Here is a 19,458-nt window from a genome sequence, read left to right on the forward strand (position 1 = left end):
GGCTCATAACCCGAAGGTCGTCGGTTCAAATCCGGCCCCCGCAACCAATTAAAATGACACCCTTAAGGGTGTTTTTTTTGCCCGTCGTTCAGCCAACGCAGCGCCACCCGGTTGAATGGCGCCCCCTTCCCTAGGCTTCTCGATACTCGCGCATAATCGTATAAATCTTTTCAATATCAATATGCTGACGCATCGATGCTGCCAGGATATCAAACTGCTGCGCCTTATATTCTGCATAGTGAAAATCGTGGTTGAGCGCCGCCAGCCCTTTGCGCTCACGTAAGCCGTTAACCAGCGCGCGGGTAAACGCATCGCTGTCGAACAGGCCGTGCAAATAGGTGCCAAAGACCAGCCCATCTTCGCTGACCGCGCCATCCGCGCTGTACTGACCGTTTTTACACAGCTGCATCAGCGCACGACCGTCTCCTGACGGCGTGGTTTCACCCATATGAATTTCATAGCCGCGCAGCGGCAGACCAGAGACCGGCGCCAGCCAGCCCGGCAGCGCATCGCCGAGCGTCGCGGTAGCCTGCGTGGTGGTTTTCGTCGGCGCAAAGCGCGTCACCACGTTTAGCAGCCCTAAGCCGGGCAGCGAGCCCAATCCTGACTCCACGTCATCGATGAGCGTATCGCCCAACATCTGATAACCGCCGCAAATACCCAGCACCGGCACGCCCTGACGCTGCGCCAGTAAAACGCCGTGCGCCAGCCCGTTATCCTGCAACCACAGCAAGTCGCCCAGCGTATTTTTACTGCCGGGCAGGATAATCAGGTCAGCGCCGGACAAATCTTCCGCATGCCGGACATAGCGCACCCGCACGTCCGGCTGCGCCGCCAGCGCGTTGAAGTCGGTAAAGTTAGAGATATGCGGCAGTTGCACCACCGCCACGTCAATCTCATACGCTGCCGCGTGACGGTATTTGCCCTTTTGCAGCGCCACGCCGTCTTCATCTTCCAGGTCAACTTCCAGCCACGGCATCACGCCCAGCACCGGCACATGAGTCAGCGCTTCAATCTGTTCAATACCAGAGTGCAGCAGCGCAACGTCGCCGCGAAACTTATTGATAATCACCCCTTTCACCCGCGCCCGTTCGTGCTCGCGCAGCAGCGCCAGGGTACCGTAGATAGCGGCAAACACGCCGCCCCGGTCTATATCGGCCACCAGAATCACCGGGCACTGCGCCATCTCGGCCATGCCCATATTGACGATATCGCGGTCACGCAGGTTAATCTCCGCCGGGCTGCCCGCCCCTTCCAGTACCAGCACCTCATACTCGCTCGCCAGACTCCGGTAGACGCTGAGAATCTGCTCGCGCAGGCGCGGCTTGTAGTCGTGATAGCTGACAGCGTCCATATCGCTCGCCACTTCGCCCATCAGTACAATCTGCGCTTTGCGGTCGCTGGTTGGCTTGAGCAGAATCGGGTTCATCCGCACATCCGGCGCAATGCCCGCCGCTTCCGCCTGAAAAATCTGTGCGCGCCCCATCTCTTTGCCATCTGGGGTAATGCCGGAATTGAGCGCCATATTCTGCGATTTAAACGGCGCGCAGCGCAGGCCATCCTGATAAAAAATCCGGCATAGCCCCGCCACCAGCATACTTTTCCCAACATCGGAGGCGGTGCCCTGCAACATAATGGCCTGTGTCATACGGTTCCTTTTTCACGCATCCGGCGGAAAAATTCCGCCTCGGTTTTACACAGCGGCAGCCCCAGCTCCGCATGCAGCTTCACCAGCCATGGCTGGCTCAACCCCGCTTGTTCAATCAGTGCTGTACGGGCAAACACCTCGCCCGGCTCGCCCTCAGCCAGCACTTCGCCGTGGCGCAGCACGTATACTGCGTCGCTAACTTCATAAATTAAATCAATATCGTGGCTGGAAATCACCACATGATTTCCCTGCGCCACGATGCGTTTGATGATATCGATCATCTGCGCGCGCCCGGAGGGGTCCAGCCCGGCGGTCGGTTCATCCAGCAGCAGGTAGCGCGCCTGTAATACCAGCGCACCGGCAATCGCCACCCGTTTTTTCTGCCCGTGGCTCAGGCATTGAATCGGCTGCTGACGGAAGTGCTGGGCATCAACCAGCGTCAGCGCGTCGTCTACCCGGCGGGCAATTTCCGTTTCCGGAACGCCCAGATTACGCAGGCTAAAGGCGATATCGCTATCAATATCGGTGTAGAAAATCTGCTGCTCCGGGTCCTGGAATACGGTCGCTACCTGCTGGCGCAGCGCCAGCAGCCCGCGCTTACTGTAGTCCAACGGCTTGCCCTGCCACAGCACTGCCCCCTGCTGTGGGCGCAGCAGCCCGCTGAGGTTCATAAACAGCGTCGATTTTCCGCAGCCGTTCGCCCCAACGAGGCCGGTGACGGCCTGGCGCGAGAAGTCCAGCGTCAGCCCTTTGAGCGTCGGTTCCTGCTGGTAGCGAAACCAAAGGTCAGTGGTAGCCAGCATGGCGTTCCTTAGAGGTGAAAATCACCTTGATACAGTTTGATATCCAGTACGGTGCTCATCTGCTGATAGCGGATTAAAACACGCGTAAACAGCAGGCTGACCAGCATCGCCAGCGAGCGGTAGCCCAGACGAACGTTGCGATAACCAAAGCGCAGCGTCTGCGCCCGGTGGATCGCCATCGCCTCGTCCAGCAGGATAAAGATAAAGCGCCAGGTCAGCAGGATCTGCTCGATCAGCAGACGCGGCACTCGTCCGCGTTTGAGCAGCACGATAAGCTGCGGGAACGGCAGATTCAACACCAGCCAGAAGGTCGCGGACAATGCGGCCAGGCTGCGCCAGAAGGTCGCGTTGGCGGTGGCAAGCCCGGCGGTGGTGATGCCGAGCGAGAACGAACCCAGCGGCACGCTCACCAGCAGCGCGTGCGGGTCGCGGCTGACGCTAAAAACAATCGTCACCACGCCTACCAGCAGAAAGCCCAGCGGCAGCGCCATCCAGCGAAGCCAGCGCCACAGCGAGATACGCAGCAGCCAGCAGGTAAAACCCGCCGTCAGTGCCATCAGCAGCGCCTGTCCGAGCGGCGGCAGGCTAAAGGCCAGCACCATCATCAGCAGCCAGAGCAGAAACTTTCGCTCTGGCTGCACGTGAAACCAGCGGCTTTGGTAACTCAGCCTATCAAGCCCGGTCATCATGGCGCTGGCGGCCCTTGTAGTAGCCGAGAATGTAGAAAATCACCGCCGCGCCGAGGGAGCCCTGCAGGGTAAACAGCAGGCTCTCAATTTCGCCGCTTGCCGGTTCATAGAGCGGCTGGAACCACGGCTTATAGCCTGGATCAACGGCGCTAATCACGCCTTCAGCCTGATCGTCAGAACCACCGTATTCGCCGCCATGGTTGATAAAGAACGGCAGGATAACCAGCGCAATCACCATCGCCAGCAGGATTAATGTCTTTTTCATTTTAGCGCCCCTCAGTGGCGATCAGCTGTCGCTTGGTTAACTGGTCGTAGATCATCACCGTCAGCAAGCCTTCGGCAATGGCGATAGGAACCTGAGTCAGGCAAAAGATCCCCATAAACTTCAGGCTCGATCCAACAAAGCCCGCCTGCGGATCCGGAAAGGCCACGCCCAACTGGAGAGAGGTGACAAAGTAGGTCGCCAGGTCCGCCAGCATGGCGCACAGGAACACCGACACATCGCGGCGGAACCCGGCCTTACAGGCCATTTTCCACACCAGATAGCCGACGATTGGCCCAATTACCGCCATCGACATGCCGTTAGCGCCAAGCGTCGTCAGGCCGCCGTGAGCCAGCAGCAGCGCCTGGAACAACAGTACGATCGCCCCCAGAATAGCCACTACGCCCGGCCCGAACAAAATGACTGCCAGCCCCACGCCGGTCGGGTGCGAGCAGCTCCCGGTGACGGACGGGATCTTCAATGCCGAGAGGACAAAAATAAACGCCCCGCACAGCGCCAGCAGCACCTTCTGGTTGCTGTCTTCCTGCACGATGCGGCGCAGGCGAACCAGCCCGTACCACAGGCACGGCAGGAACAGCAGCCACCAGGCCAGCGCCCACATCGGCGGCAGGAAGCCTTCCATGATGTGCATCGCAAAGGCTTCTTGCGGTACCACCAGCAGCAGTATCGCCGCCGCGAATCCACTGAGCGATAACTGCTTCAGCTGTTGTTCCAGTTTCATTTTCCTTGCTCCCACTGTTTATTCACCAGAATGGTGGAGAAATACGGCAGCGGCAGGTCGTCAGCGACCTCGCCTAAATGCCGCCAGCACTGTTCACCCGGCAGCGTCGCCTCGGCCATCAGCAGTGCGTTATCCAGCAGTCCTGCTTTTGCCAGCAGCGCTTTAATACGCGGAAAACGGCCATAGACTTTCATCAGCACCAGGCTGTCGTGCTGCGCCAGCGCGCGTTCAATCTCGTCTTCCGGCGCGGTGCAGGCGACTACCGCCAGCGACTGCTGTTCCATTGCCAGCGGCGTTTTGCTGCGCGCGGCAATGGCAGCGAACGAGGTCACGCCGGGCACAATCTCCAGCCACTCAGGGCTGCCAATGCGCTGGAGTAAAAAGACCCAGGTGCTGAACAGCATCGCGTCACCGAGGGTGATAAAGCCCACGCGCTTCCCGGCTTCCACTTCGCGTACCAGCGCCGCCGAAACGTCATCCCAGACGGCCTCTTTTTCAGCGCTGTCGGCGCTCATCGGGAAGTGGCAGCAGCGTACTTCGGTCTGTTCGCCGAGGTATTCGCGCACGATGGAGAGCGCCAGGCTGTCGCCGCCTTTGCGGCCAGCCGGGGCGTAAAGAATATCCAGCGAGCCCAGAACGCGCGCCGCGCGAATGGTAATCAGGTCAGACGCACCCGGCCCGGTGCTCAGGGCATACAGTTTGCCGCTCATGCTGCCTCCAGAGACTGCTGTAAATGGTCAACAAACATGGCGCGCACCACCGGGTTTTCGCCCAGCCCGCACAGCCACGGCGTAGCCGGAATGCCCGCCGCGTTAAACAGCGTCTTCCACGAATCTTCTTCGTCGGAGGCCATGTCGTTGATAGCGTGGTCGCCCGCCACCAGCATCAGCGGCATCAGGTGTACGGCGCTGACGCCCTCTCTGCTCATGCTCTCAATCAGCACCTCCACTTCCGGGTAGCTCTCCACCGCGCCAACCCGCGCCGGGAAGCGCTGGGCGGTCATCATATGGTCGAGGCAGGCGTAGGCAGCAAAGGCGTGGTGGCTGGCGCCGTGGCCCATAAACACCACCTTTTCGTTGGCGTTCAGCGCAGGCATTTGTTGGGTGAGCGCCTCCATCAGACGCACATAGTCGTCGTGGCCGCTCAGCAGCGGCGTGCCGAGGGTCAGGCGTTTAAACAGCGGGCGCAGGCTCTGTACTTCGCGGGCAATTTTCTCGTACTCGTCGCCATTGATAATGTGCAGCGACTGAACCGCCACATCGTCATAGCCGAGGTCCGCAAGCTTTTGCAGCGCCTCAAGCGGCGTATCGGTTTCAATGCCGTCGCGGGCTTTCAGCTTGCGGATAATCATGCCCGAGGTAAAGGCGCGGAACAGGTCACGATCGGGGCAACTGGCCGCCAGTTCGCGTTCGCAGGCGACAATATTCTTCTCGCAGGTATCGTGGTAGCTGGTGCCGAAGCTCACCACCAGTAGGGCTTTTTTCATGCTTGATTCCTTTTGTCCTCGGCCAACCAGCGCGCTAAGCGCTCGGCAAAGGCGGACTGACTTTCCAGTAGTTCATCGCCGGACACCAGCGGTGCCGGACGGGTAATCACGATGCAGGGAAGTCCGGCGTCCAGGCAGGGTTGTACCTTCTCCAGATAGCCGCCTTCCGCGCCGGAGGCTTTGGTCACCACCACGTCGGCGCGGCAGTGACGATAAAACGCGGCGTTAAATTCCGCGCTGAACGGCGCGCAGATAGCAAAAATCTCGCCCACGCCAAAGCCGAGGTCGGCGCACTGCTGCACCACGTTCGGCACCGGCAGCACGCGGGCCAGCAGCGTTTTTTCCGGCAGCCCGGCGCGCCACCGCGCCAGGTCTTTGCTGCCAGTGGTCAGCAGCACCCGCTGGCCCAGCGGTTTAATCCGCTCACAGGCTTCATCAATGCTGCCGACGTAGTGCAGCAGCGGGTGCGTCAGTTCATCCCGTTGATCCGGGCGCTGGTAGCGACTCAGCAGGACGCCCGCTTGCGCACAGGCGTCCAGCACGTTGCGGCTGACCGCTTCGGCATACGGGTGCGACGCATCAATCACCCAGCGCGTGTTGTGTTCACGAAGCCAGGCGACCATCTCTTCCCGCTCCAGACGACCGCAGCGCACCTGCCCCTGAATATCGCCCGCCAGCGCTTCGCCGGTGGGTGTCGCCACCGACACGGTGTAGCGCACCTGCGCGGCATCAAGCTGCAGGCAAAGCGCACGCGCATCGCTGGTGCCGCCCACCACCAGCACGTCACCGAAACTCACAGCACGTAGCCTCTAGGCGTGATCATCAGGCCGTCCTGCACATAGGTGGTTTTATTGCCGACGATGACCAGGCTGGTCATGTCCACCGGTTCAAAGTCCATCGCGCCGAGCGTAGTGAGCCATTTTTCCTGCTTTTTGCGCCCGGCCGACTTCACCACGCCCACCGGCGTATCGGCGCTTTTAACCGCGGAAAGCAGTTCAAAGGCGCGCGCCAGATGCCCTTCGCGACCCCGGCTGCGCGGGTTGTAGAAGCAGATAACGAAGTCGGCTTCCCCGGCGGCGATAATACGTTTCTCGATCACCGGCCACGGGGTGAGCAGGTCGCTCAGGCTGATATGGCAGAAGTCGTGCATCAGCGGCGCGCCCAGCAGTGAGGCTGCCGCAATGCTGGCGGTCATGCCCGGGATCAGGCGCACTTCCACGTCCAGCTTCTGTTTGCTGACCAGTTCCAGCACCAGCCCCGCCATGCCGTAAATGCCCGCATCACCGCTGCTAATCAGCGCCACGTTGTGCCCGGCCTGCGCCAGTTCAATCGCCGCCTGACAGCGTTCAATCTCTTTGCACATCCCGGTTTTGATCACCTGCTTATCGCCGGTAAAGGCTTTCACCAGGTGGGTATAGGTTTTGTAGCCGACGACGATTTCCGCCGCCTGCAGCGCCTCGACGGCCTCCATGGTCATCATGGCCTGCGAGCCAGGGCCGATCCCAATTACGCTTAACATCAGTATGTGACTCCCAAAGTAATGGTGATCCCCTGTTCACGCAGGGTTCCACCGAGTAAGTGCCCATCGCTTAACAGCCATGCCGACGGGCCGGAAACGCTGCCAACGCCGACCGTTTGTTTGACAAACAGCGATGAGGGAAAACGGTGCTCATGCTCGCGCAGAGCGGACACGCTAAACACCTCAAACGGTACGTCGAGGTCGCTTGCCAACTGAATCAGCCCCAGTTCATCCTGCTTAAGGACAATGCTGCCGATAGCCTTCAGCGCCAGCGGGTCCAACTGCTGAAGTGCCAACTGGCGCATCAGCAGCGCGCTAATCAGCTCGCGCGGGGTGCCGCGACGGCAGCCAATGCCCGCAACGATGCGCCGCGGGACCAGCTTCCAATGGGGCACCGGCAGATCGGGTAACGTTTTACGCAAGGTGATACACACCAGCCCATCGAGGTCGGGCAGCGTATGAAGATCGGTAACCGGAATAAAACCGCGTAGGTCGCAGCGGCGAATATCAGCGCTAAAACGGTCGTCCCACCACAGCCCAACCCGCTGCTGGCTGACGAGCATTTGGTTAACCGCCTTTACCGCGGCGCGAAAGTCGTGCATCCGCGCGTTGAGCTGACAGGCCAGCGTATCCAGCGCCGCCACCTCATTCACGTCGGTGGCGGTGGTGATGACCGGCTCCACGTCGAGAATGCCCGCCAACCGTCGTGCCAGGTCGTTCGCGCCGCCCACGTGGCCGGAAAGCAGGCTAATCACGTGCTGGCCGCGTTCATCAATCACCACCACCGCCGGGTCGCGGAGCTTATCAACCAGCAGCGGCGCCAGCACGCGTACCGCGATGCCGGTCGCGCCGATAAACACCAGCGCTGAATAGTGCGTAAATGCCCGCTGCACGGTACGGGAAAAGCTGCCGTCAAAAGGCAGGAATCCCTCCACCACCAGCCCTTCGCGGGTAAAGCAGGTCATCGGCAGCGCCGAGTGTAGCCGCCTGGCCAGCGCGACGCCGCCGGGGGTCAGGCAGAACAGCGCAATGCGCTCAGGCTTTGCGGTATTCATGGCTAAAATCTGCGGCGTAGAGGCGCGAGTAGTGGTATTCCTCGCCGAGAAAATCCCCGACCAGGATCAGCGCCGTTTTACGGATGTCGGCATCGCGCACTTTATCGGCGATATCCAAAAGCGTACCGCGTACGGTCTGGCTCTCGGGCCAGGTAGCCTTGTAAATCACCGCCACCGGCGTGGTCGCCGGGTAGCCGCCGTCAATCAGCCGCTCGGCGACTTTGTTGATGCGCTGTACGGAGAGGTAAATCGCCATTGAGGTGCGATGCTGGGCAAAGGATTCCAGCTGTTCGCGCTCTGGCACCGGCGTACGCCCTTCCAGGCGAGTGATGATCAGGCTTTGCGAGACTTCCGGTACCGTGTACTCGACGCCCAGCTCCGCCGCCGCGCCGAGAAACGCGCTGACGCCCGGCACCACCTGCCAGTCAATGCCGCGACGGGTCAGCTCTTCGCCCTGCTCGCGCACCGAGCCGTACAGCGACACGTCGCCGGTTTGCAGGCGCACCACCGTTTTTCCGGCCTTCACGCCCGCTTCCATCAGGTCGAGGATTTGCTCAAGATGCAGCCCGGCGCTGTCGTGGCACTCGGCTTCCGCCGGACAGTAGCTCAGCAGTTCGGGGTTAATCAGCGAACCGGCGTAAATCACCACTTGCGCCTGTTGCAGCAGGCGGTAGCCTTTCAGAGTAATCAGTTCGCGGTCGCCCGGCCCGGCGCCGACGAACCAAACGCAGCGTGTATCAAAAGCCTCAGCCATGGTGTCGCTCCTTGTGACAAGCAAGCACAAAAACGGGATTGTGCGGTTTAAAATAGTGACCGGTACCCAGCGCCGTCAGCGTTGAAACATTCAACTGCTGGCAGTCAACCGCCGGAACTCCGACGCGCTCGAGATGCTCGAGAGCACAGTGCAGGTTCTCCTGCAAAATAAAGGTCATCACCAGACGCCCGCCCGGGCGAAGCTGGCGCAGAGACCAGTCGATAAGCGCGCAGAGATGGCCGCCGCTGCCGCCCATAAAGACCGCGTCGGCGAGCGCATCAACCGTCAGCGGCGCTTCGCCTTCTACGATGTGAATATTCCGACACTCAAAGCGCTGACAGTTTTCCGCCAGCAGATGCAGCGCCGCCGGATTGCGCTCAATCGCCGTCACCGTCAGCGCCGGATTTTGCAGCGCGGCTTCAATCGACACGCTGCCGGTGCCTGCGCCAATATCAATCAGGTGACTCGCACCGTGCAGCTCAAGTTTTGAGAGCGCCAGCGCGCGCACTGCCTCTTTGGTCATCGGCACCTTTTCGCCGCGTAAAAACAGCTCATCTTTCATCGAGGATCACCACCGTGTTCATCTCATAATCGCGCTCCACGGCGCTAACCGGCAGCCAGTGGATGCGTTCGTTGTCCTGCGCCAGGTTTTCGCCAATCACCATCCAGCGGTGTCCCTTACCGCGCGCCACCAGTTCAGCGGCGATGGCTTTCGGGCCGCAGCGTTTGTCGGTGACCATCGCCACCTTGCGGTGGCTCGCCAGCCTGTCGAAATCCACCTCGCGCCCGTGGCTGCTGGTCAGCCACATGTCGTTCATATCAATGCCCGCCTGCGCGCACAGGTATTGCACGGCGCTGACGCCGGGGATCACCCGCACGTTTTCACGGCCAAAATGGGCAATAAGCCGCGTGCCGATGCCGTAAAACAGCGGGTCGCCGGAGGCCAGCACCACCACGTTTTGCGCCTGTCGCGCCTCAATCCACGCCAGCACCTGGGGTATATTGGCGCCCAGCGGGCAGCGTTCACCATCAAACGCCGGAAACTGCGCCAGATGGCGCACGCCGCCAACCAGCGCATCAGCTTGTTTCACCGCCTCCACGGCCTGCGGCGTCATCAGCTGTACGCCTGCCGGGCCCATTCCGACGACGGTTAACATTGCATGTCCTTGACGATCTCGTTGACCGGGCGATTGCTGCCGAGGATCTGGTTATCAAAGGCAAACATGATGGCATCGCAGATGGGCGGATTTTGCGTGAAGCGCAGCCGCTCCAGCACGCGCTGGCAGATGCGCTTGGCCAGATGGTTGTAGATTTTCTGGAAGCCGTGAGCGTCAATGTGTTCCATTGCCGCTTCGGTGGTGTCGCACTCGCTCACCAGAGTGAGCAGTTCAAGGGGCGCGCCGAGCAGCGCCAGATGGGCCACCAACGTCTCCATGCGCCCGTCGGCGATATGGCTGTGGGTGTGGAAAATCCCGGCGGCGATTTTGACCAGCTTGCCGGGGTGGCCAATCAGCACAATCTGGCGGAAGCCAAGGCGCACCGACTCTTCAATCATGTAGCCGACAAAGTTGCTCATGGTGACCACCACCTGCGAGTCAATGCCCATCTGCTCGCGTACGAAGCGTTCGCCGTGGTTGCCCGGTACCAGCACCACGCGCGCCAACCCGGCGGCACGTTTCATCTCCAGTTCCAACGCCAGCGAGCGTTTCCAGCTCTCTTCCGACATCGGCGTCACGATACCGGTGGTGCCAATAATCGAAATGCCGCCCAGAATGCCCAGCCGCGCGTTATAGGTTTTCTTCGCCCGCTCTTCGCCCTCTGGGGCAAAAATCTCCACCTCTGCGCCGCGCGCCGGGCCGATGGCTTCACGAACGGCGGTTTCAATGGTGTGTCGCGGGGTACGATTAATCGCCGCGCTGCCGATGGGCAACCCGATGCCTTTGCGGGTAACGGTGCCAACACCTTCGCCGCCGCGCAGGATAATCTCGCCGCTGTCGTTGACGGTGACGCGAGCAAAAATCAGCATCCCGTGGGTAGCGTCGATATCATCGCCGCCATCTTTGCGGATGGCGGCAATACCCTGCTGGCCTTCGACGTGCGGGGATTCGACATTCAGGTTTAGCGTCACGCCCGACGGCGTGACAATCGAGATCTGGTGAATCAGGTGCTGGCGCATCACCATCAGCGCGGCAACTTTCGCCGCCGCCGTGGCGCTGGAGCCGGTGGTGTAGCCTTTGCGCAGCGCTTTGCCGTTATGCCACACCGGGGCATCAAAGGCGGGCTCGCTCATCGCGCCCCCTGCAGATGGTAGAGAATGGCGTTGACGATCGCCGCCGCAACGTTGCTGCCACCTTTACGCCCCAGCGCGGCAATGCCCGGCAGGCTGCTTTTGCTCAGCGCCTCTTTGGATTCCGCCGCGCCGACAAACCCGACCGGCACGCCAATCACCCCGCCGACCTCCAGCGCGTTATGCTCCATCAGGCGAAACAGCGCGGTTGGCGCATTGCCGAAGACAAACACTTTGTCGCCCTCCTCTTTGGCGGCAATATCCACCGCCGCCATCGAGCGGGTAATGCCCTGCGCTTTGGCCTCGCGCACCACGCGCGGGTCGCTGATGTAGCAGCGGCACTCGCCGCCGAAGGTGGCCAGCAGGTTTTTGTTGATGCCGGAAAGTACCATGGTGGTGTCGGTGTAGAGCGTGCACGGGCGGCTCAGCGCCTCGCACAGGCGGGTTAATGCATCCGGCGAGAACCACAAAATATCCAGCCACTCGAAGTCGGCGGTGGTGTGGATCACCCGTTTGATAATCGCTTCGTGCAAGGGGCTGGCGAAGCGATACTCCGGGCGCGTTTGCGCGATAATCTCGCTGATAATCTCGAAGCTTTTGCGCTCAATCGCTTGCGGTTGCTGGATATAGTTCATGCAGTGCTCCTCAGGCCACGCCGATAAGCCAGAACCTGACCGCCATAAACAGCAGCAGGGCCAGCGTTGACGCTACCCACATCAGTCGAATCGTTCGGGAAATATCATCAATGGCAATCGGGCGATGCGCGTCGCCAATCCACGGCTTATTCACCCGTTCGCCAAAATAGTCGTTAGGGCCGCCAAGACGGATGCCCAGCGCCCCGGCGACGGTCGCTTCAGACCAGGCGCAGTTGGGGCTGCTGTGGTTTTTACGATCGCGCCAGCCGATACGCAGCGCGCGCGCGCCATTATCGCGGCAGGGAAAGGCGGCAAGGCCAATCAGCAGCCAACTCAGACGCGCGGGAATGAAGTTCGCCACGTCGTCGAGACGCGCGCTGACCATGCCAATTGCCCGGTATTTTTCGTGCTTGTAACCCACCATCGAGTCGAGGGTGTTCACCGCTTTGTAGGCCATCGCCAGCGGCGCGCCGCCGAGCAACAGGAAGAAGAGCGGCGCGATAATGCCGTCGACGGTGTTTTCCGCCACCGTCTCCACCACCGCGCGGTTGATCTGTTCCGGCTGTAGCTGTGAGGTATCGCGCCCGACAATCCACGACAGCTTGATACGGCTTTCGGCAAGATCGCCTGCCCGCAGCGGACGTTCGACCGCCTGCGCCGACTGCGCCAGGCAGCGCCCGGCCAGCACCGTGAAAATCATCCACACCTCAACGCCAAAACCCAGCCACGGATGCACGCTCGCGGCGAGGCGCAGCACGCCCCAGGCAACGGCGTAACTCAGCCCCACTACCACCAGCCACATCACCCCGCCGCCAATACGCAGCGCAAGGTCGGTATGACACATCCTGCGCACCGCGCGCTGCACGGCGTTAATCAGGTTGCCTATCCAGCGCACTGGATGCGGCCAGCTGTGCGGGTCGCCGATGATGAAATCAAGCCCCCAGGCCAGGCACCAGGCCAGCAGCGTCATTGGGCACTCCTTGCGGCGGCAAACCAGTGGTTGAGCATCGACGGGTTCTGAGCAAAATGGAGATGCAGGTAGCTGGCAAAAGTATTGCCACGTTGCCAGCCACCGGCCCACTGCTGGAGCACCGCGCCGTCGCGGGTTTTACGGCACGCCATCACCGCAGGCGTCTGGGCGGTAAAATCGGAATAGTGGAATTCGTGGCCGCGCAGCACGTCGCCGGGAGCAGCGAGCAGCGTTGGCTGCTGCGCCTGCGCTTCGCAGTAGCCAAAGCGGGTCAGCCGGGAGCCCATTTTGCTGTGGCCGGGCAGAATATCGGCCATTGCGTAGGTATCACCGTTCTTATCTTCCAGCGTGGTGCCAAGGTACATCAGGCCGCCGCATTCGGCGTAAATCGCCACGCCGCGCTCGTGCGCCGCGCGCAGCTGCGTCAGCATTGGCTGGTTATCTGCAAGGGCACGGGCGTGCAGTTCCGGGTAACCGCCGCCGAGCCAGATCATCTGGCAATCGGGCAGCACCGCGTCATGCAGCGGGCTAAAGCGCACAATCTTCACGCCAGCACGCAGCAGCAGTGCCAGATTGTCCGGGTAGTAGAAGTTGAAGGCTTCATCATCGGCAAGGGCGAGCGTCAGCCCCGCGCCGGAGTCCGGCATGGGCGGCCATTGGCCGGAAGGTAAAGTGCGCAATGCGCTCAGTTCAAGCAGACGATCGGCATCCAGCGTTCGCTCCAGCACGGTAGCAAAGTCTTGCCATGGCCCATTGTCGAGCGCCGATTCTCGGGCAGTGACCAGCCCAAGATGGCGCTCCGGCAACGATACGCCGTCCACGTGCGGCACATAGCCCAGCACAGGAAGGCCGCAGTAGCGTTCAATGGCGTGCTTAAGCAGCTGGAAGTGGCCCTCGCTGTTGACGCGATTCACGATGACGCCAGCGATATTCAAGCGGGGATCGAAGTGCTGAAACCCCATCACCGTCGCGGCAATAGAAGTTGAAACCGCCTTACCGTCCACCAGCAGAATCACCGGACAGCCCAGCTGTTTCGCCATCGCCGCGCTGCTGCAATAATCAGGGTCGGTGCCGTAGCCATCGTAAAGGCCCATGACGCCTTCAATGACGGCAACATCGGCCTGCTGCATATGTTCGCAGAACAGCGCATTAAGCGTGGGGGCAGGCAGCATATAGCTGTCGAGATTATGGGAGGTAACGCCGCTAAGGGCGCTGTGCCAGCCGGTATCAAGGTAGTCCGGCCCGACTTTGTAAGGCTGAACCCGCAGGCCGCGTCGCTGTAACAGCGTAAGCAGACCCAGCGTTACCGTGGTTTTACCACAGCCGCTGCCGGTCCCGGCGAGAACAAATGCGTGCTGTCTGGCTGCCATACCCTGACCCTATGCAGGGTGGTCATCGGGTATAGCCGTGCGTGCGCCCGGTCCGGAGACCGTTCGACTCAAAGCAACCCACTTCCCACCGAAGTTGTTGTTAATGGCCAACAGGCAGGTCTTCTGGCTTAGCGTCATCCTCGCCCGTCCTTCCCGATCTGTCGATCAGTGGTGTGTACGGGGTTGTCAGCATCACAGCAGCGGGGGCTGCGGAGGGTTTACACCTCCTTCCCTGGCACATAATCTATGCCAAACCTGTTGGTTGCAGATTTATACCGGCACGTCGGCCCGCATAAAATAAAAACAGGTTACTCTAGCGCCGCAAAAGAAGGATTTCGTTGCGCTATGACAATACCGGCAGATTTATTTACGGTAGTTATATTTCGTTCGGCAAAGCAAGGAAAATCATGAGCGTGGCGCGCTGTCCCGCCTCCTGTGGGGAACTTATTCAGGGCTGGATTCTCGGCAGTGAGAAGCTGGTTTCTTGCCCGATTGACTGGTACAGCACGGTGGAAGTGCGCGACGGAACGCCGCTTGCCGACGAGCGCCCCCTGGCGCGGGCGATACTCAACCGGCTGCTAGCCCAGTTGGGCTATCCACTGGCGCTAAGCCGTTCGCTGCGCATAGAGATTCACTCAACGATTCCGTTGGCTAAGGGAATGGCCAGCAGCACCGCCGATATCGCCGCCACCGCCGTTGCCGCCGCGCATCATCTGGGCCAGACGCTCAGCGAATCGGCGCTCGCCGCGCTATGCGTTTCGCTGGAGCCGACGGACAGCACGCTATTTTGTGCCCCCACCCTGTTCGATCATCATCACGCGCGCACGCAAATTGCCTGCCAGCCCGCGCCGCATTTCGACCTGCTGGTACTGGAAAGCCCGCTACGGCTTCGCACCGTCGACTATCACCGATTACCCCGCCAGGCGGTGCTGGAGGCAAACGCCGGGGTGCTCGATCTGGCATGGGAAAAAGTGCAAAGCGCCTGCAGACGTCAGGATGCTGGCCTGCTGGGCGAAGCGGCGACGCTCAGCGCCACCGCCAGCCAGACTCTGCTGCCCAAGCCGGGGTTTGCGGCGCTGCTGGCACTGGTTGAATCATGCAGCCTGTATGGCCTGAACGTAGCGCACAGCGGCAGCGTTGTCGGGTTGATGCTCGACCGCCGCCGTCACGATGTAGAGTATCTGCGCTGGGCGCTGGGGCAACGTTCGTTAGCGGCGCACTGGCCGCAGCTGCATCTGCGAACGTCGGTATCGGGTGGCGTTCAGCTCAGTACCTGACTCAGCGCCGCCAGCAGCCGCTGGTTTTCTTCGGCGCTGCGGATAGCCACCCTGAAGTAGCGCCCGTCGAGCCCCGGGTAGTTAGCGCAGCTGCGAATTAAAATCTGCTGTTCCAGCAGCGCGTATTGCAGCTCAAGGTCGGGGCGCTCGCAGCGCAGAAACAGGTAATTGGCTCGCCCGGGGTAAACCGTGATCCCGTCAATCTTACTGAGCGCACGGTAAAAGCGCGCCCCTTCATCGGCCAACCAGCGGCGAGTGGCCTGCTGGTAGGCGCTATCGTTGAGAATCACCTCGCCGGCCAGCGCGGCGAACGCATTGATTGACCACGGCATCTGCCGCTGGCGCAGCCTTGCGACCGCCCGTTCATCGCCGTTGAGCAGGTAGCCAAGGCGCAGGCCGGGAATAGCATAGAATTTGGTCAGTGAACGCAGCACCCAGACGTGGGGATACTCCGCCAGTAGAGGAATAAATCCCGGCGCATCGGGGATAAAATCAAGGAAGGCTTCGTCGAGAATCAGCGCGATGTCCAGCGCTCGGCAGCGTTCAGCAATGGCCGTCAATAGCGTGTGCTCCGGCATCAGCCCGGTTGGATTGTTAGGCGTGCAGAGAAACAGGCAGTCGAGTTCAGCCGTCAGCGCCGGGAGAATCGCCTCGCTCAGCTGCCAGCCGTCCTCTTCGCGCAGGTAAAACGTGTCGATAACGCAACCCTGCGTTTCCAGCGCGCGACGATATTCGGCGAACCCAGGCGCAACCACCATCGCCCGGCGCGGCTGCAGACCGTTGACGAGGGTAAAAATAGATTCCGTCTCGCCGTTACCTGCGAGAATCCACGTTGCCGGAACCCCGTGATGTGCCGCTAGCGCCTGATGCAGCTGCTGATACTCAACGTCGGGATAGCGTTCCGCACAGCTTAGCTGAGCCACAATGGCCTGTTTTAAGCTCTCGGGCATACCCAGCGGATTAATGTTGGCACTGAAATCCAGCAGCTGGTCAGCGGCGACACCTATCAGCGCAGCCGCTTCACGCGTATTCCCGCCGTGGGCGCATTTCAGACGCGACATGGCAAGTTACCCGCGCCGCGCAAGGGTCGCGCCGTCGGCGAAGTAGGCTTTGATCCCGGCGAGGATGGATTCGGCCACTTCCTGCTGGAATTTGGCGGTCTTCAGCTTGCGCTCCTCTTCAACGTTACTGATAAATGCAGTTTCGACGAGGATCGATGGAATATCCGGTGCTTTCAGCACCGCAAAGCCTGCCTGCTCAACCTGGTTTTTATGCAGATTGTTAATCTGCCCCATCTTCTTGAGCACCGCTTTACCGAATTTCAGGCTGTCGGCAATGGTCAGCGACTGCACCATATCAAACATGGTGTGGTCAACGTAACGGTCGCCGCTCTTGCTCACCCCGCCGATCAAATCCGAGGCGTTCTGGGTCTGCGCGAGATATTTCGCCGCCGTACTGGTGGCCCCCTTAGTGGAGAGCGCAAACACCGACGAGCCGCTCGGCTGACGGCTGGTGAAGGCATCCGCATGAATCGACACGAACAGGTCGGCGCGCTGCTTTTGCGCCTTCGCCACCCGCACCCTCAGCGGAATAAAGATATCTTCATTGCGCGTCATGTAGGCTTTCATATTGCCTTCTTTCTCAATCAGCGCGCGCAGGCGACGGGCAATTTGCAGCACCACGTCCTTTTCCCGCGTTTTATACAGCCCCACCGCACCCGAGTCTTCGCCGCCGTGACCCGGGTCAAGCATGATTACGATTGGCCGGTCACGTCCGGCTTTCCCCGGCTGAGGCCCGCTCTGCGCAGGCGGTACCTGCTTTTCGAGGCCGTCTTTATTGTACTCTTCCAGCAGCGCCAGCAGCGGATCCTGCACATCGTTGCTGTTGGCCGGGTATAGATCCATCACCAGACGCTCTTTGAAGCTGGCGACCGGCGCCAGGGCAAACAGCTGCGGTTTGACGTCCTGCTTAAGCTCAAACACCATGCGCACCGTCTGCGGGTCAAACTGCCCCACGCGCGCGGATTTAATAAACGGATCGTCGCCGCGGATCTGCGCGGCCATCCCTTTCAGCACCGAGTTAAGATTCACCCCTTCGAGATCGACCACCAGGCGATCCGGGTTGCTTAACGCAAACTGCCGGTACTTGAGCACGCGGTTGGATTCCACCGTAACGCGCGTGTAGCTGGACGCAGGCCAGATGCGAACCGCCACCACCTGACTGACGGCAGCAAAACCAACCTGACTGACACTTAGCAACCACATGGCGCCCGCCCCTTTTAACAGGCGGCGACGACTCAAAGACTGACTTCCGGACATGCTCCATCCCAGGCAAAAAAAGACGATTGTAATTTACGCATAATACGATTGACCGAAAACTCTAACCAATGAGGGATAAACTGTCATCTATAAAAGGGTAAACATTCGTTGGTTAAGCGAAATTCGACGCGAATTTTTGCCATCCTGAGGTAAATTCTGGCTTGCGTTTAGCGGCAAAACAGAATAAAAATACACTTATTACGAATAATCATGCATTGAGGGTTGCGCCGTGGTGAAGGAACGTAGAACCGAACTGGTCGAGGGGTTTCGTCATTCAGTCCCCTATATTAACGCTCACCGAGGGAAGACGTTTGTCATCATGCTCGGCGGCGAAGCCATTGAGCATGAGAATTTTTCCAGCATTGTCAATGACATAGGCCTACTTCACAGTCTGGGTATTCGCCTGGTGTTGGTGTACGGCGCGCGCCCGCAGATTGATGCGAACCTGGAAGAGCATCACCATCAGCCCACGTATCATAAACATATTCGCGTGACGGATAGCAAAACCCTTGAACTGGTTAAGCAGGCGGCCGGTCAGCTGCAGCTGGATATCACCGCGCGTCTGTCGATGAGCCTGAATAACACCCCGCTGCAGGGGGCACACATCAACGTGGTGAGCGGTAACTTTATTATCGCGCAGCCGCTTGGCGTGGACGACGGCATTGATTACTGCCACAGCGGGCGTATTCGTCGTATTGATGAAGAGGCCATTCACCGCCAGCTCGATAGCGGCGCGATTGTGCTGATGGGGCCGGTGGCCGTCTCCGTGACCGGCGAAAGCTTTAACCTGACTTCGGAAGAAATTGCCACCCAGTTGGCGATTAAGCTGAAGGCTGAAAAAATGATCGGCTTCTGCTCGTCGCAGGGCGTGTATAACGAAGCGGGCGAAATTGTTCCCGAGCTGTTCCCGAACGAAGCGCAGGCGCGCATCGAAGAGCTGGAGCAGGAAGGCGATTACCTTTCCGGTACCGCGCGCTTCCTGCGCGGCGCGGTGAAAGCCTGCCGCAGCGGCGTACGCCGTAGCCACCTGATAAGCTATCAGGAAGACGGCGCCCTGCTGCAAGAGCTGTTCTCCCGCGACGGTATTGGTACGCAAATCGTGATGGAGAGCGCCGAGCAAATTCGCCGCGCCACCATTAACGACATCGGCGGTATTCTCGATCTTATCGCCCCGCTGGAGCAGCAGGGTATTCTGGTGCGCCGCTCCCGCGAACAGCTGGAAATGGAGATCGATAAATTCACGATCATTCAGCGTGATAACACCACCATTGCCTGCGCCGCGCTGTATCCGTTCCCGGAAGAAAAAATTGGCGAAATGGCCTGCGTGGCGGTACATCCGGACTACCGCAGTTCATCGCGTGGCGAGGTGCTGCTGGAGCGGATAGCCGCTCAGGCGAAGCAAATGGGGCTGAATCACCTGTTTGTACTGACCACGCGCAGCATTCACTGGTTCCAGGAGCGCGGGTTTAAGCCGGTAGACGTGGAATTGCTGCCGGAAAGTAAGAAACAGCTTTATAACTATCAGCGACGGTCGAAGGTGCTGATGACGGACTTAGCATAGCGGCGCCGAACTGTCCCCTCGCCCCTATGGGGAGAGGGTTAGGGTGAGGGGAAATTCTGGCTCGGCGTTAAACCCTCACCCC

At 60.3% G+C, this 19,458-nt stretch carries 21 protein-coding genes and 1 riboswitch; of the genes, 2 read left to right on the forward strand and 19 right to left on the reverse strand.

What is annotated here, in order from left to right:
* Window positions 1-130: 130 nt before the first annotated feature.
* From V6942_RS01845 to V6942_RS01925, 17 genes are read right to left on the reverse strand one after another with little or no spacing between them, the layout of a single operon-like run.
* A complete protein-coding gene (locus tag V6942_RS01845) occupies window positions 131-1,648 on the reverse strand; it encodes a cobyric acid synthase (protein ID WP_182930099.1) in 1,518 nt (505 codons plus the stop codon).
* Complete coding sequence (locus V6942_RS01850) at window positions 1,645-2,451, reverse strand: energy-coupling factor ABC transporter ATP-binding protein (protein WP_106925976.1); 807 nt, start codon at window positions 2,449-2,451, stop codon at window positions 1,645-1,647. Before V6942_RS01850 ends, V6942_RS01845 begins: the two co-directional genes overlap by 4 nt.
* An 8-nt stretch (window positions 2,452-2,459) precedes the next feature.
* A complete protein-coding gene (locus tag V6942_RS01855; RefSeq protein WP_106926119.1) occupies window positions 2,460-3,137 on the reverse strand; it encodes an energy-coupling factor ABC transporter transmembrane protein in 678 nt (225 codons plus the stop codon).
* On the reverse strand, window positions 3,124-3,405 hold the full coding sequence (locus V6942_RS01860) for an energy-coupling factor ABC transporter substrate-binding protein (RefSeq protein WP_106925974.1): 282 nt from the start codon (window positions 3,403-3,405) through the stop codon (window positions 3,124-3,126). The genes V6942_RS01855 and V6942_RS01860 overlap by 14 nt, the downstream gene beginning before the upstream one ends.
* Window position 3,406: 1 nt before the next feature.
* Window positions 3,407-4,144 (reverse strand): cobalt ECF transporter S component CbiM, encoded by a 738-nt coding sequence (gene cbiM / locus V6942_RS01865; protein ID WP_106925972.1) that lies wholly within the window; start codon window positions 4,142-4,144, stop codon window positions 3,407-3,409.
* Window positions 4,141-4,854: a cobalt-factor II C(20)-methyltransferase gene (locus tag V6942_RS01870; RefSeq protein WP_333500750.1), complete on the reverse strand. Its 714-nt coding sequence runs from the start codon at window positions 4,852-4,854 to the stop codon at window positions 4,141-4,143. Before V6942_RS01870 ends, cbiM begins: the two co-directional genes overlap by 4 nt.
* Window positions 4,851-5,630, reverse strand: a complete 780-nt coding sequence (gene cbiK / locus V6942_RS01875) for a sirohydrochlorin cobaltochelatase (RefSeq protein WP_106925968.1) — start codon at window positions 5,628-5,630, stop codon at window positions 4,851-4,853. The genes V6942_RS01870 and cbiK overlap by 4 nt, the downstream gene beginning before the upstream one ends.
* Entirely contained in the window at window positions 5,627-6,427 is an 801-nt protein-coding gene (locus V6942_RS01880; RefSeq protein WP_333500751.1) for a cobalt-precorrin-6A reductase, read from the reverse strand. The genes cbiK and V6942_RS01880 overlap by 4 nt, the downstream gene beginning before the upstream one ends.
* Window positions 6,424-7,149: a precorrin-3B C(17)-methyltransferase gene (locus V6942_RS01885; RefSeq protein WP_065358106.1), complete on the reverse strand. Its 726-nt coding sequence runs from the start codon at window positions 7,147-7,149 to the stop codon at window positions 6,424-6,426. Before V6942_RS01885 ends, V6942_RS01880 begins: the two co-directional genes overlap by 4 nt.
* Window positions 7,149-8,204, reverse strand: coding sequence for a cobalt-precorrin 5A hydrolase (gene cbiG, locus V6942_RS01890; RefSeq protein ID WP_106925964.1), 1,056 nt, complete (start codon window positions 8,202-8,204; stop codon window positions 7,149-7,151). The genes V6942_RS01885 and cbiG overlap by 1 nt, the downstream gene beginning before the upstream one ends.
* Window positions 8,185-8,958: a cobalt-precorrin-4 methyltransferase gene (locus V6942_RS01895; protein ID WP_182930095.1), complete on the reverse strand. Its 774-nt coding sequence runs from the start codon at window positions 8,956-8,958 to the stop codon at window positions 8,185-8,187. Before V6942_RS01895 ends, cbiG begins: the two co-directional genes overlap by 20 nt.
* The gene (locus V6942_RS01900; RefSeq protein ID WP_182930094.1) at window positions 8,951-9,520 is read right to left on the reverse strand and encodes a decarboxylating cobalt-precorrin-6B (C(15))-methyltransferase; all 570 of its coding nucleotides are present in this window, start codon (window positions 9,518-9,520) and stop codon (window positions 8,951-8,953) included. The genes V6942_RS01895 and V6942_RS01900 overlap by 8 nt, the downstream gene beginning before the upstream one ends.
* Window positions 9,510-10,115, reverse strand: coding sequence for a cobalt-precorrin-7 (C(5))-methyltransferase (locus V6942_RS01905; protein WP_106925958.1), 606 nt, complete (start codon window positions 10,113-10,115; stop codon window positions 9,510-9,512). The genes V6942_RS01900 and V6942_RS01905 overlap by 11 nt, the downstream gene beginning before the upstream one ends.
* On the reverse strand, window positions 10,109-11,248 hold the full coding sequence (cbiD, locus tag V6942_RS01910; RefSeq protein WP_106925956.1) for a cobalt-precorrin-5B (C(1))-methyltransferase CbiD: 1,140 nt from the start codon (window positions 11,246-11,248) through the stop codon (window positions 10,109-10,111). Before cbiD ends, V6942_RS01905 begins: the two co-directional genes overlap by 7 nt.
* Complete coding sequence (locus V6942_RS01915; protein ID WP_106925954.1) at window positions 11,245-11,880, reverse strand: cobalt-precorrin-8 methylmutase; 636 nt, start codon at window positions 11,878-11,880, stop codon at window positions 11,245-11,247. The genes cbiD and V6942_RS01915 overlap by 4 nt, the downstream gene beginning before the upstream one ends.
* A gap of 10 nt (window positions 11,881-11,890) precedes the next feature.
* Window positions 11,891-12,850 carry an adenosylcobinamide-phosphate synthase CbiB gene (cbiB, locus tag V6942_RS01920; RefSeq protein WP_333500752.1) on the reverse strand — a complete coding sequence of 320 codons (960 nt, stop codon included), beginning with the start codon at window positions 12,848-12,850 and terminating at the stop codon, window positions 11,891-11,893.
* Window positions 12,847-14,220: a cobyrinate a,c-diamide synthase gene (locus V6942_RS01925; RefSeq protein ID WP_106925950.1), complete on the reverse strand. Its 1,374-nt coding sequence runs from the start codon at window positions 14,218-14,220 to the stop codon at window positions 12,847-12,849. Before V6942_RS01925 ends, cbiB begins: the two co-directional genes overlap by 4 nt.
* Window positions 14,221-14,315: 95 nt before the next feature.
* A riboswitch (cobalamin riboswitch) is annotated at window positions 14,316-14,494 on the reverse strand.
* A 133-nt stretch (window positions 14,495-14,627) separates the two neighbouring features.
* Here V6942_RS01925 and V6942_RS01930 point away from each other — a divergent pair.
* Window positions 14,628-15,497, forward strand: a complete 870-nt coding sequence (locus V6942_RS01930; protein WP_333500753.1) for an L-threonine kinase — start codon at window positions 14,628-14,630, stop codon at window positions 15,495-15,497.
* Here the strand turns inward: V6942_RS01930 and cobD are convergent.
* Both cobD and amiC read right to left on the reverse strand, forming a co-directional pair.
* A complete protein-coding gene (cobD, locus tag V6942_RS01935; protein WP_333500754.1) occupies window positions 15,482-16,558 on the reverse strand; it encodes a threonine-phosphate decarboxylase CobD in 1,077 nt (358 codons plus the stop codon). The two genes, V6942_RS01930 and cobD, sit on opposite strands and share 16 nt — an antisense overlap.
* A gap of 6 nt (window positions 16,559-16,564) precedes the next feature.
* Window positions 16,565-17,815 carry an N-acetylmuramoyl-L-alanine amidase AmiC gene (gene amiC, locus V6942_RS01940; protein WP_106925944.1) on the reverse strand — a complete coding sequence of 417 codons (1,251 nt, stop codon included), beginning with the start codon at window positions 17,813-17,815 and terminating at the stop codon, window positions 16,565-16,567.
* Between the two features lie 229 nt (window positions 17,816-18,044).
* Between amiC and argA the strand changes: the two genes are divergently transcribed.
* Window positions 18,045-19,376 carry an amino-acid N-acetyltransferase gene (argA, locus tag V6942_RS01945; protein ID WP_106925942.1) on the forward strand — a complete coding sequence of 444 codons (1,332 nt, stop codon included), beginning with the start codon at window positions 18,045-18,047 and terminating at the stop codon, window positions 19,374-19,376.
* Window positions 19,377-19,458: the final 82 nt, after the last annotated feature.

The organism is Kluyvera genomosp. 2, from assembly GCF_036759865.1.
Taxonomy (GTDB): Bacteria; Pseudomonadota; Gammaproteobacteria; order Enterobacterales; family Enterobacteriaceae; genus Kluyvera; species Kluyvera ascorbata_B.

Bases quoted from the DNA above. Each gene is read 5' to 3' on its own strand.
- cbiB (WP_333500752.1), bottom strand. From the start codon at position 12,850: ATGACGCTGCTGGCCTGGTGCCTGGCCTGGGGGCTTGATTTCATCATC.
- V6942_RS01905 (WP_106925958.1), bottom strand. From the start codon at position 10,115: ATGTTAACCGTCGTCGGAATGGGCCCGGCAGGCGTACAGCTGATGACG.
- cbiK (WP_106925968.1), bottom strand. From the start codon at position 5,630: ATGAAAAAAGCCCTACTGGTGGTGAGCTTCGGCACCAGCTACCACGAT.
- V6942_RS01850 (WP_106925976.1), bottom strand. From the start codon at position 2,451: ATGCTGGCTACCACTGACCTTTGGTTTCGCTACCAGCAGGAACCGACG.
- cbiD (WP_106925956.1), bottom strand. From the start codon at position 11,248: ATGAGCGAGCCCGCCTTTGATGCCCCGGTGTGGCATAACGGCAAAGCG.
- V6942_RS01895 (WP_182930095.1), bottom strand. From the start codon at position 8,958: ATGGCTGAGGCTTTTGATACACGCTGCGTTTGGTTCGTCGGCGCCGGG.
- V6942_RS01870 (WP_333500750.1), bottom strand. From the start codon at position 4,854: ATGAGCGGCAAACTGTATGCCCTGAGCACCGGGCCGGGTGCGTCTGAC.
- V6942_RS01930 (WP_333500753.1), top strand. From the start codon at position 14,628: ATGAGCGTGGCGCGCTGTCCCGCCTCCTGTGGGGAACTTATTCAGGGC.
- V6942_RS01925 (WP_106925950.1), bottom strand. From the start codon at position 14,220: ATGGCAGCCAGACAGCACGCATTTGTTCTCGCCGGGACCGGCAGCGGC.
- V6942_RS01915 (WP_106925954.1), bottom strand. From the start codon at position 11,880: ATGAACTATATCCAGCAACCGCAAGCGATTGAGCGCAAAAGCTTCGAG.
- cobD (WP_333500754.1), bottom strand. From the start codon at position 16,558: ATGTCGCGTCTGAAATGCGCCCACGGCGGGAATACGCGTGAAGCGGCT.
- V6942_RS01860 (WP_106925974.1), bottom strand. From the start codon at position 3,405: ATGAAAAAGACATTAATCCTGCTGGCGATGGTGATTGCGCTGGTTATC.
- V6942_RS01845 (WP_182930099.1), bottom strand. From the start codon at position 1,648: ATGACACAGGCCATTATGTTGCAGGGCACCGCCTCCGATGTTGGGAAA.
- cbiM (WP_106925972.1), bottom strand. From the start codon at position 4,144: ATGAAACTGGAACAACAGCTGAAGCAGTTATCGCTCAGTGGATTCGCG.
- cbiG (WP_106925964.1), bottom strand. From the start codon at position 8,204: ATGAATACCGCAAAGCCTGAGCGCATTGCGCTGTTCTGCCTGACCCCC.
- amiC (WP_106925944.1), bottom strand. From the start codon at position 17,815: ATGTCCGGAAGTCAGTCTTTGAGTCGTCGCCGCCTGTTAAAAGGGGCG.
- V6942_RS01885 (WP_065358106.1), bottom strand. From the start codon at position 7,149: ATGTTAAGCGTAATTGGGATCGGCCCTGGCTCGCAGGCCATGATGACC.
- V6942_RS01900 (WP_182930094.1), bottom strand. From the start codon at position 9,520: ATGAAAGATGAGCTGTTTTTACGCGGCGAAAAGGTGCCGATGACCAAA.
- V6942_RS01855 (WP_106926119.1), bottom strand. From the start codon at position 3,137: ATGACCGGGCTTGATAGGCTGAGTTACCAAAGCCGCTGGTTTCACGTG.